The sequence below is a fragment of the Lewinella sp. LCG006 genome (genome assembly GCF_040784935.1).
Lineage (GTDB): Bacteria > Bacteroidota > Bacteroidia > Chitinophagales > Saprospiraceae > Lewinella.
Genome location: NZ_CP160680.1, coordinates 401,283 through 419,255 on the forward strand (window position 1 = coordinate 401,283; position 17,973 = coordinate 419,255).

Consider the following 17,973-nt stretch of genomic DNA (forward strand, 5'->3'; position numbering starts at 1 on the left):
TAGAGAGGCGTTAATAAAGCCTCGAAAATGATATTCAAATGTGCAAGGAGTGCCCCCCGGTCAATTGTGACCAGGGGGACAGCTCAATCCACAAAAGGTGCCTATTCCTGGGGCAATTGCTCCAGGAATAAATCATAGTTGAAGAAATTAGAAGTATTTAAAGGATAGAGAATGACCCCAATGGCTTGAATCAAAACCTGGTCGTTTCCAGCCCCGTTGTATTTAACTTTTCCATCCATGTTGATATCACCAACATAGTAGCCAAAGCCAAAATCGAAGTTGAATAGTAGGCCTACATTATCAGGGTGAGAAATGACATTTGCCAAGACCGCCGTCCGATCACTGCCACCACCATCGTATTTCACTTTACCATCCATGTTCGCATTGCCACCCCAAAGGGCACGCTTGCCATTCGACAAAGCAACCATTTCTACGCCTTCGTAGCCAGGAGCGTTATAGGTGTTGGCAGCGCTCATTGTTGTAAAGTCAACCGTAAGAGTACCCGTCACCGGCGTCAAAGCCTGCCCAGTCATCACACCCAAGTGATTGCGATGCTTAACACTTACGTAGAAACTACTCGCTTGTGGATTAATCTGCAGTACTCCTCCTGTCAGCGCATCTACCACATCACCATCACGTTGCACTAAAGCTGATTTAGTTTGCAGTACGATGGTTGGATCAGTCGCATCCCTTACTTCGATGAATACCCAATCTACAATAGCATCGGGTGTTCCCGCATTTGCTGCCAATACACCTGTAGTCGTTACTTCGGTGCCGCCAGCAGCAACGTGTGTAAAGCGGGTATTCATCCCTGAACTATAAGGCTGAGCTAGAGGAATGAAATTCTGTTGACGCAAATCATCCCGCATCAGGTTATCCGTGGCACCCAATAGTGCACCTTGTAGTAAAACCTTCATATTGAGGGTGATCACATAATCATCAGCCCCGTTACCAACTGTAGGGTCAGTACCATTGGCTACTTCATCTCCGTCATTAACACCACCTCCATCAGTATCGGCATTATTAGGATCGGTTCCGTAAATCACTTCTTCGCCATCCGTTAAACCGTCATCATCTGAATCGGGGTCATAAGGATCGCTGGTATTCATTACTTCATCACCATTGGTTACATTGTCGGCATCACAATCCGCTGCTGCCCAGATGGCATTGCTAGCATCATAACCAGTGTAACCAGGCAGCTGAGCAGGATCACAAGGATCACCAGCATCACTCGTGCCCGTCGCTACCGCAGGGGTGCTTGGATCGTCGATACCCGTAACTTCTTCACCGTCGTTGTAACCGTCACCGTCCGTGTCGGCTATTGTTGGATCGGTACCCGCGGTGACTTCTTCGTCATTCGTTAAACCATCATTGTCTTGATCACAAGGGCCAGCAGATGGGTCTGGATCACAAGGATCACCAGCATCACTCGTGCCAGTAGCTACTGCAGGGGTGCTTGGATCGTCGATACCCGTAACTTCTTCACCGTCGTTATAACCGTCACCGTCCGTGTCGGCTATTGTTGGATCGGTGCCCGCGGTGACTTCTTCGTCGTTCGTTAAACCATCATTGTCCTGATCACAAGGACCAGCAGATGGGTCTGGATCACAGGGGTCGTTACCATCGCTCGTGCCCGTCGCTACCGCAGGGGTGCTTGGATCGTCGATACCCGTAACTTCTTCACCGTCGTTATAACCGTCTCCGTCCGTGTCGGCAATTGTTGGGTCGGTGCCCGCGGTGACTTCTTCGTCATTGGTTAAACCATCATTGTCTTGATCACAAGGACCAGCAGATGGGTCTGGATCACAGGGGTCACCAGCATCGCTCGTGCCCGTCGCTACCGCAGGGGTGCTTGGATCGTCGATACCCGTAACTTCTTCGCCGTCGTTATAACCGTCACCGTCCGTGTCGGCTATTGTTGGATCGGTACCCGCGGTGACTTCTTCGTCGTTCGTTAAACCATCATTGTCTTGATCACAAGGACCAGCAGATGGGTCTGGATCACAGGGGTCGTTACCATCGCTCGTGCCCGTCGCTACCGCAGGGGTGCTTGGATCGTCGATACCCGTAACTTCTTCACCGTCGTTATAACCGTCTCCGTCCGTGTCGGCTATTGTTGGGTCGGTACCCGCGGTGACTTCTTCGTCGTTCGTTAAACCATCATTGTCCTGATCACAAGGACCAGCAGATGGGTCTGGATCACATGGATCACCAGCATCGCTAGTGCCCGTCGCTACCGCAGGGGTGCTTGGATCGTCGATACCCGTAACTTCTTCACCGTCGTTATAACCGTCACCGTCCGTGTCGGCAATTGTTGGGTCGGTGCCCGCGGTGACTTCTTCGTCATTGGTTAAACCATCATTGTCCTGATCACAAGGGCCAGCAGATGGGTCTGGATCACAGGGGTCGTTGCCATCGCTCGTGCCAGTGGCTACTGCAGGAGTGCTTGGATCGTCGATACCCGTAACTTCTTCACCGTCGTTGTAACCGTCACCGTCCGTGTCGGCTATTGTTGGATCGGTGCCAGCAGTGACTTCTTCGTCATTGGTTAAACCATCATTGTCCTGATCACAAGGGCCAGCAGATGGGTCTGGATCACAGGGGTCGTTACCATCACTAGTGCCCGTCGCTACCGCAGGGGTGCTTGGATCGTCGATACCCGTAACTTCTTCACCGTCGTTGTAACCGTCTCCGTCCGTGTCGGCTATTGTTGGATCGGTGCCCGCGGTGACTTCTTCGTCATTGGTTAAACCATCATTGTCCTGATCACAAGGACCAGCAGATGGGTCTGGATCACAGGGGTCGTTACCATCGCTAGTGCCCGTCGCTACCGCAGGGGTGCTTGGATCGTCGATACCCGTAACTTCTTCACCGTCATTATAACCGTCTCCGTCCGTGTCGGCTATTGTTGGATCGGTGCCCGCAGTGACTTCTTCGTCATTCGTTAAACCATCATTGTCTTGATCACAAGGACCAGCAGATGGGTCTGGATCACAGGGGTCGTTGCCATCGCTCGTGCCAGTGGCTACTGCAGGAGTGCTTGGATCGTCGATACCCGTAACTTCTTCGCCGTCGTTGTAACCGTCACCGTCTGTGTCGGCAATTGTTGGATCGGTGCCCGCGGTGACTTCTTCGTCATTGGTTAAACCATCATTGTCCTGATCACAAGGACCAGCAGATGGGTCTGGATCACAAGGATCACCAGCATCACTCGTGCCCGTCGCTACCGCAGGGGTGCTTGGATCGTCGATACCCGTAACTTCTTCACCGTCGTTGTAACCGTCGCCGTCCGTGTCGGCTATTGTTGGATCGGTGCCCGCGGTGACTTCTTCGTCATTGGTAAGACCATCATTGTCTTGATCACAAGGACCAGCAGATGGGTCTGGATCACAGGGGTCGTTACCATCGCTCGTGCCCGTCGCGACCGCGGGGGTGCTTGGATCGTCGATACCCGTAACTTCTTCGCCGTCGTTGTAACCGTCACCGTCCGTGTCGGCTATTGTTGGGTCGGTACCCGCGGTGACTTCTTCGTCATTGGTAAGACCATCATTGTCTTGATCACAAGGACCAGCAGATGGGTCTGGATCACAGGGGTCGTTGCCATCACTCGTGCCTGTGGCTACCGCAGGGGTGCTTGGATCGTCGATACCCGTAACTTCTTCACCGTCGTTGTAACCGTCGCCGTCCGTGTCGGCTATTGTTGGGTCGGTACCCGCGGTGACTTCTTCGTCATTGGTAAGACCATCATTGTCTTGATCACAAGGACCAGTAGATGGGTCTGGATCACAGGGGTCGTTGCCATCACTCGTGCCTGTGGCTACCGCAGGGGTGCTTGGATCGTCGATACCCGTAACTTCTTCACCGTCGTTGTAACCGTCACCGTCTGTGTCGGCAATTGTTGGATCGGTGCCCGCGGTGACTTCTTCGTCATTCGTTAAACCATCATTGTCCTGATCACAAGGGCCAGCAGATGGGTCTGGATCACAGGGGTCGAGGGGGTCGGTATTGTCACCCATCGTTAAAGGATTACCATCGGGACCGTTGTATTCCGTACCATCATTGATACCATCACCGTCGGTGTCAGGATTGGTTGGATCAGTGCCAGACAAGACTTCCTCGTCATTGGTCAAGCCATCCATATCCTGGTCACAAGCACCGGCGTTCATATCGGGAGAACAAGGATCGTTCGGATCACTAATTCCGGCAGGCACTAAAACAGTAGTGAGATCATCGACACCCGTCACTTCTTCGCCGTCATTATAACCATCATCGTCACTGTCAGCATCGGTAGGATCGGTACCTGCAATAATTTCTTCGTCATTGGTTAAACCATCCATATCCTGATCACAGATACCTACACTAGGATCGGGAATACAAGGATTTCCTTCATCAGGATCATCTACGCCTACGTAGCCATCTCCATCAACATCAGGAGGAGTACAATTGACGGGTGAATCACCGTAGTTGGCTTGATAATAAGGGGTACTGAACACATCAAAGAAAGCCTGATTAAAATCAGATCCTCCCATAGAAGGTACTGAGGAATCAGGGTCCGTACCATTGACAAACAAGCGGACTTCATCCGTACAACCACTCGCTCCAGGCAAGGTAAAAGTGAACATCAATTGTTCTGTCCCCATTAGGAGCATAATGACGCTTCCACCGGTGGTCACCGAGTGAAAATCTGCAGCGGTATTGGCCGAAGGCGCGTATACTTGGGTTTGATCCGACCAAAATCCACCGTTAACGGGTGTGACCAAAAGTGGACTATCCGTTGTTGCTGATGGAACCACCAAAGAAATCTGGCTCCCACCACCCAGAATGAAAGTGGTTTGGCCAAAATCCGGTCGAATATACACTTCGTAAACGTTGTTGTCAAAATTATACCTGACGGTATAATCGACGTTCTGTGCTTGTAGCCCTACCGCAAAAAGGTAGAAGCACAGTAAAAGAAAAAGGTGACGTAAAATGTTTTTCATGAGTATTGAATTGATAATTCTTGAAGTTATTAGGCATGAAAATCTCAGGAGCCAACTATGCAGCTCGACATAAGCATTTGTAATTCAGTCTGTTTTTAAAATGAAGCGTGAATGTTAATCTCACCTCTGATTCTTTTCAGAACCAGAGGCGAGCATTAACTTTCCCAGTTATGAAACTATGGTAACTGTTCCAGTAACAGATCAAAATTGAAGCTACCTCCCGGGTTCAACGGGTAGAGTACAACTGCAATCGCTTGAATCAATACCTGGTCATTACCACCACCGTTGTATTTCACTTTACCATTCATATTGACGTCTCCCTGGAAGTATCCGAAAGCGAAGTCATAATTAAATGAGAAGTCGCCATTCGTCGGATAAGAGATCACATCTGCCAGAATAGCTGTTCGGTCATTTAAGCCACCATCGTATTTCACTTTACCATCCATATTGACATCACCACCCCAGAGGGCCCGGCGGTTATCAGGAAGGATGTACATCTCCGCATTTTCATAACCAGCCGTGTTGTATAACTCGGCAGCGGTAAGTGTCGTGAAATCTATCACAACATCCCCTGCTATCGGAATAGAAGTCTGAGCGGTCATCGCTCCCAAGTGGTTACGATGCTTGATGCTGACATAGAAACTAGTAGCTGTAATATTCATCTGGAGCACTCCACCTGTAGCTGCGTCTACAATATCTCCATCACGTTGTACTAAAGCAGATTTGGTTTGCAAAACAGTCGCAGGATCATTTTGATCTCTAACTTCTACAAACACCCAATCTACTATGGCGTCAGGGGTTCCGGCATTAGCCGCGAGCACCATTGCCGTCGTTGTCTCTGCTCCACCACCAACGTGGGTAAAGCGCGCATGAAGTCCGGCACCATAAGGCTGATTTAATGGAATGTAATTCTGCTGACGTAGATCATCTCTCATCAAACCATCCGTTACGCCGAGCATTGCTCCTTGCAGTAACACTTTCAGGTTCATCCGAACTAGATGGTCATCAGCTCCATTACCCGGTGTAGGATCGGTGCCATTGATGACTTCATCAGCATCGCTTACACCACCGCCATCGGTATCCACATTATAAGGATCGGTACCCAGTGTAACTTCCTCGCCATTGGTAAGATTGTCACCATCACAATCAGCGGCAGCCCAAGTCGCATTACCAGCATCGTAGCCAGTATAACCAGCGGCTTGTGCAGGATCACAAGGAGCAGTCGGATCCGTATTGTCCCCCATGGTAAGTGGGTTGCCGTCGGGACCGTTGTACTCGTCGCCATCGTTGATACCATCACCGTCGGTGTCTGCAATGGTAGGATCAGTACCTGCCAAGACTTCTTCCTCATTGGTAAGTCCATCCATGTCCTGATCACAGGAACCCGCTGCGGGGTTAGGATCACAAGCATCGTTGGCATCAGAGGTGCCGGTAGCTACGATTGGAGTCGATGGATCATCAGTTCCCGTAACTTCCTCACCGTCGTTAAGGCCATCGCCGTCACTATCAGGATTCGTAGGATCAGTACCGGCAGTGATTTCCTCGTCGTTGGTCAAGCCATCGTCATCCTGATCACAAGTGCCCGCCGTCATGTTCGGATCACAGGCATCTAAAGGATCAGTGTTATCACCCATCGTAAGCGGGTTACCGTCAGGGCCGTTGTATTCGGTACCGTCATTGATACCGTCACCATCCGTGTCAGGATTGGTGGGATCAGTACCGGCCAAGACCTCCTCATCGTTGGTCAAGCCGTCGTTGTCCTGGTCACACAGACCGAAAGACATGTCAGGATCACAAGGATCGTTTGGATCACTCGTGCCCGTCGCTACGGCGGGGGTACTTGGGTCGTCTACGCCGGTGACTTCTTCGCCATCGTTGTAACCGTCGCCGTCGCTATCAGGATTTGTCGGATCGGTTCCAGCAGTGACTTCCTCGTCGTTGGTCAAGCCGTCGTTGTCTTGATCACAAAGACCAGCAGACATATCTGGATCACAAGGATCGTTCGGATCACTCGTGCCCGTCGCTACGGCAGGGGTACTTGGGTCGTCTACGCCGGTGACTTCTTCGCCGTCGTTGTAGCCGTCGCCATCGCTATCAGGATTGGTCGGATCGGTACCAGCGGTGACTTCCTCGTCGTTGGTCAAGCCGTCGTTGTCCTGGTCACAAAGGCCAGCAGACATATCTGGATCACATGGATCGTTCGGATCACTCGTGCCCGTCGCTACCGCGGGGGTACTTGGGTCGTCGATGCCAGTGACTTCTTCGCCGTCGTTGTAGCCGTCGCCGTCGCTATCAGGATTGGTAGGATCGGTACCAGCAGTGACTTCTTCGTCGTTGGTCAAGCCGTCGTTGTCTTGATCACAAAGACCAGCAGACATATCTGGATCACATGGATCATTCGGATCACTCGTGCCCGTCGCTACCGCGGGGGTACTTGGGTCGTCTACGCCGGTGACTTCTTCGCCGTCGTTGTAACCGTCGCCGTCACTATCAGGATTGGTTGGATCGGTACCAGCAGTGACTTCCTCGTCGTTGGTCAAGCCGTCGTTGTCCTGGTCACAAAGACCAGCAGACATGTCGGGATCACAAGGGTCGTTCGGATCACTCGTGCCCGTCGCTACCGCGGGGGTACTTGGATCGTCTACGCCGGTGACTTCTTCGCCGTCGTTGTAGCCGTCGCCGTCGCTATCAGGATTGGTAGGATCGGTACCAGCAGTGACTTCTTCGTCATTGGTCAAGCCGTCGTTGTCTTGATCACAAAGACCAGTAGACATATCTGGATCACATGGATCGTTCGGATCACTCGTGCCCGTCGCTACCGCGGGGGTACTTGGGTCGTCTACACCGTTGACTTCTTCGCCATCGTTGTAACCGTCGCCGTCGCTATCAGGATTGGTTGGATCGGTTCCAGCGGTGACTTCCTCGTCGTTGGTCAAGCCGTCGTTGTCTTGATCACAAAGACCAGCAGACATGTCAGGATCACAAGGATCGTTTGGATCACTCGTGCCCGTCGCTACGGCGGGGGTACTTGGGTCGTCTACGCCAGTGACTTCTTCGCCGTCGTTGTAGCCGTCGCCATCGCTATCAGGATTGGTAGGATCGGTGCCAGCAGTGACTTCCTCGTCGTTGGTCAGGCCGTCGTTGTCTTGATCACAAAGACCAGCAGAGATGTCAGGATCACATGGATCGTTCGGATCACTCGTGCCCGTCGTTACGGCGGGGGTACTTGGGTCGTCTACGCCGGTGACTTCTTCGCCGTCGTTGTAGCCGTCGCCGTCGCTATCAGGATTGGTAGGATCGGTACCAGCAGTGACTTCCTCGTCGTTGGTCAAGCCGTCGTTGTCTTGATCACAAAGACCAGCAGACATATCTGGATCACAAGGATCGTTTGGATCACTCGTGCCCGTCGCTACGGCGGGGGTACTTGGGTCGTCTACGCCGGTGACTTCTTCGCCATCGTTGTAACCGTCGCCGTCGCTATCAGGATTGGTCGGATCGGTACCAGCGGTGATTTCCTCGTCGTTGGTCAGGCCGTCGTTGTCCTGGTCACAAAGACCAGCAGACATGTCAGGATCACAAGGATCGTTTGGATCACTCGTGCCCGTCGCTACGGCGGGGGTACTTGGGTCGTCTACGCCGGTGACTTCTTCGCCATCGTTGTAACCGTCGCCGTCGCTATCAGGATTGGTAGGATCGGTGCCAGCAGTGACTTCCTCGTCGTTGGTCAGGCCGTCGTTGTCCTGATCACAAAGGCCAGCAGACATATCTGGATCACATGGATCGTTCGGATCACTCGTGCCCGTCGCTACGGCGGGGGTACTTGGGTCGTCGATGCCGGTGACTTCTTCGCCATCGTTGTAACCGTCGCCATCGCTATCAGGATTGGTCGGATCGGTACCAGCAGTGACTTCCTCGTCGTTGGTCAGGCCGTCGTTGTCCTGGTCACAAAGACCGGCAGACATGTCGGGATCACATGGATCGTTCGGATCACTCGTGCCCGTCGCTACGGCGGGGGTACTTGGGTCGTCGATGCCGGTGACTTCTTCGCCATCGTTGTAACCGTCGCCATCGCTATCAGGATTGGTTGGATCGGTACCAGCAGTGACTTCCTCGTCGTTGGTCAAGCCGTCGTTGTCTTGATCACAAAGGCCAGCAGACATGTCAGGATCACATGGATCGTTCGGATCACTCGTGCCCGTCGCTACGGCGGGGGTACTTGGGTCGTCTACCCCGGTGACTTCTTCGCCGTCGTTGTAGCCGTCGCCGTCACTATCAGGATTGGTTGGATCGGTACCAGCAGTAACTTCCTCGTCGTTGGTCAGGCCGTCGTTGTCCTGGTCACAAAGACCAGCAGACATGTCAGGATCACAAGGATCGTTTGGATCACTCGTGCCCGTCGCTACGGCGGGGGTACTTGGGTCGTCTACGCCAATGACTTCTTCGCCATCGTTGTAACCGTCGCCATCACTATCAGGATTTGTCGGATCGGTTCCAGCGGTGATTTCCTCGTCGTTGGTCAAGCCGTCGTTGTCTTGATCACAAAGACCAGCAGACATATCTGGATCACATGGATCGTTTGGATCACTCGTGCCCGTCGCTACTACAGGGGTACTTGGGTCGTCTACACCGTTGACTTCTTCGCCATCGTTGTAACCGTCGCCGTCGCTATCAGGATTCGTCGGATCGGTACCAGCGGTGATTTCCTCGTCGTTGGTCAGGCCGTCGTTGTCCTGGTCACAAAGACCGGCAGACATGTCGGGATCACATGGATCGTTCGGATCACTCGTGCCCGTCGCTACGGCGGGGGTACTTGGGTCGTCTACGCCGGTGACTTCTTCGCCATCGTTGTAACCGTCGCCATCGCTATCAGGATTGGTTGGATCGGTTCCAGCGGTGAATTCCTCGTCGTTGGTCAGGCCGTCGTTGTCTTGATCACACAGACCGGCAGACATGTCGGGATCACATGGATCGTTCGGATCACTCGTGCCCGTCGCTACGGCGGGGGTACTTGGGTCGTCTACGCCGGTGACTTCTTCGCCATCGTTGTAGCCGTCGCCGTCGCTATCAGGATTTGTCGGATCGGTACCAGCAGTAATTTCCTCGTCGTTGGTCAGGCCGTCGTTGTCTTGATCACAAAGACCAGCAGACATGTCGGGATCACATGGATCGTTCGGATCACTCGTGCCCGTCGCTACGGCCGGGGTACTTGGGTCGTCTACGCCGGTGACTTCTTCGCCGTCGTTGTAACCGTCGCCGTCACTATCAGGATTGGTTGGATCGGTTCCAGCGGTGATCTCCTCGTCGTTGGTCAAGCCGTCGTTGTCTTGGTCACAAAGGCCAGCAGACATGTCAGGATCACATGGATCGTTCGGATCACTCGTGCCCGTCGCTACGGCGGGGGTACTTGGGTCGTCGATGCCAGTGACTTCTTCGCCATCGTTGTAACCGTCGCCATCGCTATCAGGATTGGTTGGATCGGTTCCAGCGGTGACTTCTTCGTCGTTGGTCAGGCCGTCGTTGTCTTGATCACAAAGACCAGCAGACATGTCAGGATCACAAGGATCGTTCGGATCACTCGTGCCCGTCGCTACGGCGGGGGTACTTGGGTCGTCTACCCCGGTGACTTCTTCGCCATCGTTGTAACCGTCGCCGTCACTATCAGGATTGGTTGGATCGGTTCCAGCGGTGACTTCTTCGTCGTTGGTCAAGCCGTCGTTGTCCTGATCACACAAACCAGCAGACATGTCGGGATCACAAGGATCGTTCGGATCACTCGTGCCCGTCGCTACGGCGGGGGTACTTGGGTCGTCTACGCCGGTGACTTCTTCGCCGTCGTTGTAACCATCACCGTCACTATCAGGATTCGTCGGATCGGTTCCAGCGGTGATCTCCTCGTCGTTGGTCAGGCCGTCCATATCCTGGTCACAACCGCCAAAGTTGATGTCAGGATTACAGGGATCAGCGTCATCAGGGTCTAGGCCAAGGCCGGAGCCATCGGTAAAATAACCGTCGCCGTCGGCATCGGTGCCGCAATTGGTTATCGTGACGGTGACGGATGGGGGGGAATCATCCGTCAAACAGCCATTGGCTGAATAATAAGCATAGTAGTCTCCCGCAACGCCTACCATCGTAGGATCAGCAACAGTACTGCTTAAGCCATCACTGGCATCATTATCTGTACTCCACACCAGGGTGGAGTTAAGTGGTGTTGTACTCGTCACCAAGCTGTTTAAATCTACAGTTACGTCTGGACAAACACTTGCCAGCGTAGCCGCCGAAAGCGTTGGAACAGCCTCTGGCTCTTCCCCAATCGCCACGACAAGGGTCACTGATTCATCGCCACAAGGCGCCGTTCCGGTTAGGGTGTAAGTGAAATGATAGAGACCGTCGCCTAGTCCACTTACGTCTACGGCAGTAGGATCGGCCAGGCTTACGCCGGATGCCTCATTGTCAGTCCAGGTTCCTCCTGGCTGATAGTTGAGTACAAAGCTTTCGAGGTTAATCACTGGATCGGCTCCGGGGCCGGCGGGGCAGTAGTGAACGATCGAGCCATCCATACCCATCAATGGATTCGCCACCATCGTTACCATTACCGGAACGGCATCACTCAAACAACCATTGTCTTCATACTGTACCCAGATGGTTTCGGGGCTGGTAGCAGAGGTTGTTGTTGGGTAATACGTAAATCCGGAAGCCAGCAAGGTAGCTGGACCAGCACCAGGATCAGCATCGTAAAAATTATAAGTTGGGAGGGCAGGAGTCAGAATGATACTCATGCTCCCAATCGCAAAATGCTCGATTGGACCATCTACCCCGCCAATACCGGACGCACCATCGCCATTTTTCACACACACTTTGAGCGCGATGGTCGTACCAGTGATGCCTGTTTTCTGGAAAGTTTGGGTAGCGGAACTGATCTGGCCAGCATACTCTGCTTCCAGCGTCTCTACACCATCAATGATACTGTATACACGAATATAATCATCGGCTTCCATATAGCCACCTGAGCGTCGCAGGTCTACCGAAATGGTCGCTTCATCGCCCGAGGCGATTGCACTAACCGGAGTTTCCAGACAGAACTCGCTATTGACATCGTGAAAAAGTAGCTCACCATTCACTCTTCGGATATAGTCGGAAGAACGCTTCAGCGTCGAGAAGTCGCCAGAAATGGTTAGGCCTTCGGCCGTGACAATAGATTCATTGTTGGTTGGGCAAGTGCCGATGGCAGCTCCAGTGCATTCTCCTTGCGCTACGTAAGTATTGGCACCAGCAAAAGTGGTATTGAAAAGGACCTGCTGCCCTTGCGTCGGTAGCGGGAAGGTAATCGCAGGGGCTTGACCATCGCAAGAACTGATGTCTTCTACCATGGGATCATCGGCCATATCACCGATGGCAACAACGATGGTCACTGGATCTCCAACGCAGGGAGGAGTACCTGCAACGACATAAGCAAAGTGATATAAACCGTCTGCTACGCCCGTAAAGTCAACTGCTGAAGGATCACTCAGATCCACGCCCGAAGCATCTTCATCCGTCCAGGTACCGCCGGCTTGGTAGTTGATGACCTGACTTTCCAGATCAATGATAGGGTTTGCTCCTGCGCCTCCCGGGCAATAGTTGGCAATCGTACCATCCATTGGCATGACACTGTTTGGAGCAACCGTAATAACGACGGGTACTGCCTCACTTTCACAACCATTTTCGAAGTACTTCACCCAAACCGTCTGTGGACTAGTTCCTGGTGTTGTCATCGGATCATAGCTGAAGCCATTGGCCAGTTCGATAGCTGGACCAGCATCCGGATCAGCATCATAGAAGCGGTAGGTTGGTAAAGGAGGGGTAATAACCACACTCATCCCGCCGATGGCGAAGTGTTCAATTGGTCCATCCACGCCACCAATACCAGACATGCCATCTCCGTTCTTTACACAAACTTTGAGGGCCACCGTGCTACCGGTAATTCCTGTTTTTTGGAAGGTTTGCATCACCCAACTGATCTGTCCGGCGTATTCCTGTTCCAAAGTTTCGACACCATCAATGATGCTGTAGACGCGGATGTAATCATCGGCCTCCATATAGCCGCCCGAGCGACGTAAGTCCACAGAAATTGTTGCCTCTCCATCTCCAGGGATAGCTGCAGTTGCCGTTTGCAGGCAAAACTCACTGTTGACATCATGGAAACGAAGTTCGCCACCTATCTGGCGAATGTAATCGGAAGAACGGCGCAGGGTTGAAAAGTCGCCCGTAAGGGTAAGACCTTCTGCCGTGACAATAGCTTCATTATTGGTTGGACAGGTTCCGATACCACTACCCGAGCATTCTCCCTGGGCAATATAGGTAGCCGGACCGTCGAAAGTCGCGTTAGTAATCACTTCCGCACCACTCAAAGGAATCGGTAAAACGATGGCCGTAGAAGAACCTTCACATACCGTGATATCCTCAATAATGGGGTTATCAGCCGTTTCGCCAATGGAAACAAGAATAGTGACTTCGTTGCCTGGACAAGGGAATGCCCCGGACAAGGAATAAGTAAAACTATATATTTCATCGGCGACACCTGTGAAATCAACCGCAGTGGGATCGCTAAGGTCTACACCTGAGCCATCATCATCATTCCAGGTTCCTCCTGGTTGGTAATTTATAATATAATTAGGTAGGTTGAGCGTAGCATCTGCTCCGGCACCGCCAGGACAGAAATAAGCAATACGACCATCCATTGGCATTACGGAATTCGGTGCCACGGTGATAAGTACTGGCTCGGCTATACTTTCACAACCATTGGCGGTACAGGTTACCCAAACCGTCTGAGGACTCGTTGCGGGTGTTGTTTCCGGATCATAGCTGGAGCCCGTTGCTAGTATATTAGCAGGACCAGCACCAGGGTCAGCGTCATAAAAAGTGTAGCTTGGCAATTCTGGCGTAATGACGATTTTCATATCGCCAATCGCATACTGCTCCAACGGACCGTCGATACCGCCAATACCATTTAGACCATTACCATTTTTCACACATACTTTGAGTTGTACGCTAGCTGCAGTAATTCCGGTCTTACGGAAGGTTTGGTAGCTCCCACTGATCTGGCCAGCATATTCGGCCTCCAAGGTTTCTACGCCGTCAATGATGCTGTATACTCTGATGTAATCATCGGCCTCCATATAGCCGCCCGAGCGGCGTAAGTCTACAGAGATACTCGCTTCATCTCCCGGCGGGATTGGTTGTACGGGAGTCAGGAGACAGAACTCGCTGTTTACGTCATAAAAGCGAATTTCACCGCCGATCCTCCGGATGTGATCCGAAGAACGGTAGAGCGTAGAGAAGTCTCCGGTAATGGTGAGTCCTTCGCTAGTGATAATACTTTCGTCGTTGGTCGGGCAACTACCAATAGCGGAAGAACCACACTCCCCACGAGCAACGAATGCAATCGGGCCATCGAAGGTAGCGTGTACCACCTCTTGAAGAGGAATATCGTAGAAAGGTACATTGATGGTCACATCATCACCTTCGCACACTTCGAGATCATCGAGTGGTGGGGCGGGAACATTGGTTACTTGCGTAACGATGACATCGTAACAAGTGATGTCACCGCTGAATTGATAATTGAAGGTATAAACGCCGTTGGGCAAAGCCGTCAGGTCTACATTGGTAGGGTCACTGATATCAGCACCGCTAGCACTTACGTCCGTCCAGGTACCACCAGGAACATAAGAAAGTACGTAAGCCGTAAGATCCAGTGGATCACCGGAAGAACAAGAATAGGTGGTGCTTACAATACAAGCCACTTTAGCGAAAGTAAAATAATCACCATCAGCAAAGTCGTAGGTCGCTAAACCAGCAGCAAGTGCTACATAGATGGGTGTTCCCGTACTGAAATCACCGTCTGCATCGCTGTCGATCAGGAGGTACTCAGCAGTGGGGTCAAGCGCTTCAATGGTTACGGTCCCTACCGTACCCGTTTCTTGCACTCGCCATTGGCGCTCCATAAGGTCAAAGCTAGTAATTGGCGAGGTATAGGTGGTTGCACCTCCATTATTACCCCAAACGAGGTAAGAGGCATTGTCCGTAAAAGCAGCTGTGTTTGCAGCGTTACTGACGGGCAGGCCACCGGTTTGGTCACCATTATAGATCGCGACGACGGTACCGCCAACCACTGATCTTGATTGCTTTTGTTGTAAATCTGCCGCATCATCACGGCCAATGGCTCCAATATGATGGTGATATGCTTGGTAGCCAGCATCAGAGGTACCTCCCCAAATGGTGGACCCGGCTGCGTTGACATAATCGTAATTGACTGCTCCATCAGCAGGATCATTGTCCAGGGTAGTACCCCATTTTACGGAAAAATAAGAGTTTACGCGCTGACTTTCGAGATCCGAGAGGTTGCGGTTGTATACTGCCACTTCACCGATCGGGCCATCCCATACTTCTACACCTTCGTAAGAACCGATCTGAAATTCATCTGCACTTGGAGCGCCCTGAGCAAAGCTACTTTGCCTCATTTCCATCGTAGGAGCCTCATTGACTTCCCCGTCAAAAATTACGTTCAGGCCAGTATTGCTGTTGATGGAAGAAGGCTCATTGGCCATGTCCCATTCCCAACTCAAGATATGAAACTGGGAAGCTATTAGACCTGTTGGGTGATCATTCCTGATCGGTGAAGATCCATTCATATAACCTAAGGGAGCACCGCCAGGAGCCTTACCGAGGTGTGGATTATCAATACCGAATACAACTAAATTGTCAAACCCGGTGCCCGGAGAGTTGTTTGCGGCAGCGCCAAAGACCGATCCGCCGGGTTCTGCACCCGTCATAAAAGGAGCCAGCTCCAAGCCGGAGTTTATCCCATCAAAGATAAGCGTAGGGTTATAGTTAGATGTAGGAAGAGCATCCGCATAGTCTGGAATTCGATTAGCTACCGTAGCCATCATATCGTTGCCGTTACCACTTTGGTCAAACCAAGTATTGACATCCGTACCGTCAGTGGTAGAACTAGTTCCAGCGTCTGCTTTCACCCACAACTGTAGTGCTCCCGCGACACCGCCAGGCGCCTGCAATTCATTACCAAAGGTAAAGTACTGACCATCAACAAAATCTACAGTTGCTACCAGATTGCCATTACCATCGTCTACAAGCGGAATTTCGGATGGAGCCCCTGTAGAAAAGTCAGCGCTATTATGAACCAAGAGATGCTCCGCACCCGTAATTGTAGGAATACCAACGGTTACCGTACCCATTATGCCCGTTTCACTAACCTTCCAAATCCGATCATAGTGAAAATAGCCAGCAGCAGGTGAGAAACTATTGGGGGTATATGAAGTACCATAGCTTGCTGAGGCATTGTTATTTCCCCACATGAGCGAAGCAAGATCATTGGAGAAGGTATTGGCATTATCAGGATTCTGACTAGCCAGTCCTGTTCCGATACCAATGGTTACTAAAGCATCCGTGCCGTTGGCAGTGGAGTTGTCTTCAATACCGATCGCTTGCTTTTGGTAGAGACCAGAGGCGTCATCACGCACAATACCAGCTACATTGTTATGATAAGCAGTATTGGCGGTGTAATCCCAGGCTTTAGTACCATTAGAAAGAATATAATCTCCTTCTACTATCGTAGCATCATTGTCAACCGTACGCAGGGTGATTCCATACTTAATGGCTAAATAAGAACTTACTTTTTGTAAGTCAGTAGTAGAAAGCTTGGTATTGTAGGCAATAACTTCCATGATGCGACCATCCCAGTTTTCGGCGCCACCACTTGCGCCACCGACATGGGCTTCAATACCAAATTGAGGGGTATTTGCTATATCCATGGTGGTAGTTACTTCCTCTCCCTGATAAAAGAAGGAAAGATCATCGGCTATAGTATTTTCGCTAAGACCTCGTAATCCCCAGATCATCGGTGTACCGATTGGCAATTGGCCGCCAGTAAAGAGGTCTACGTTACTAGGGTTACTTCCGTCACAAAATGGGCTGATGAAATTACTTTGCAAATCCATCGTAGGATCGTTTGCATTGTCTCCAAACGAGTAAAGTGTTCTTATTCCGCTTAATATATCCGTAACGCCTACGGCAATCATTGTTAGATCGCTACCAATAGGAACGATTCGATTCTGATTTGTCATGTAATCACCAACGAAATCGAGGGAAGTATTATAATTCGTTTCTTTCGTACCCGCAACAACAGTTGGTGCATCAGCAGCTGTTGTAGTCAGGTGGAGTGCCTGCGTTGATAAGTCATTCCATTGAATGACCAAATCACCTTCATTGGCGACAGTTGTACCGGCATCAGAAAAAATATCGGTATCAGCCTTTGCCCATTGCGCTAAACCAGTGGTAACCCCTCCCGGTGCACAAAGCGGCCCGGCCGTCCACAACGAGAAATGCTCGATGCCACTGAGGTGGATCGAGTTGTTTTCGGTATCAACGATGCTATTGGGGTGGGCTTGCCAGGTTTGGCCTTCATCCTGAGAGGAATAGAGGACCAGGAGGTCTTCCTTATGCCCATTCAAGTCACTTTCGTGGTATTGAAAGGTGAGGGTAGCATCCAATTGGGTGTTGTTTTCCGGGTGGATGCCCACCACTTTAGTGATGCTTTTTTGCTGAGACAACATCACTGGCTGGTCATACAATTCGATCTGGGTGGCCCCTAAAATTTGATGTGCGCTGAGTGCTATGCCTGCCCGGGGCAGGTCTACTACTTTGTCACTCGTATCCAGTACCACTTCAAATTGTTGTACAGCAATGTTGGTATTTTGTTGGGTGGTGTATAAATATACACTTATCCCCACTAGAAGTAAGCTGCAAATGCCAAGGCTTAACCTCGCATTCAACTTTTGTAGAGAAGTCTTCATAGACGTATTTTTCACGAGATAGATAAATAAAATAAGTTGAATTTGCCTGGCAGAGAGGCATACCAATAGCAGCTCTACACAAGGTTATTTGTGTACAGAAATACAGTATGCGCTCCCTGCTCAGGAAACTAAAAACGACCAAAAGT

General features: G+C 51.4%; 2 protein-coding genes. Both read right to left on the minus strand.

Annotated elements, in window-relative coordinates:
- Positions 1-101: 101 nt before the first annotated feature.
- Positions 102-4,979, minus strand: a complete 4,878-nt coding sequence (locus AB0L18_RS01375) for a hypothetical protein (RefSeq protein WP_367390797.1) — start codon at positions 4,977-4,979, stop codon at positions 102-104.
- Between the two features lie 176 nt (positions 4,980-5,155).
- On the minus strand, positions 5,156-17,827 hold the full coding sequence (locus tag AB0L18_RS01380) for a hypothetical protein (protein ID WP_367390798.1): 12,672 nt from the start codon (positions 17,825-17,827) through the stop codon (positions 5,156-5,158).
- Positions 17,828-17,973 lie beyond the last annotated feature (146 nt).

Excerpts from the sequence above, each read along its gene's own strand:
- AB0L18_RS01375 (WP_367390797.1), bottom strand. The coding sequence starts at position 4,979 with ATGAAAAACATTTTACGTCACCTTTTTCTTTTACTGTGCTTCTACCTT.
- AB0L18_RS01380 (WP_367390798.1), bottom strand. The coding sequence starts at position 17,827 with ATGAAGACTTCTCTACAAAAGTTGAATGCGAGGTTAAGCCTTGGCATT.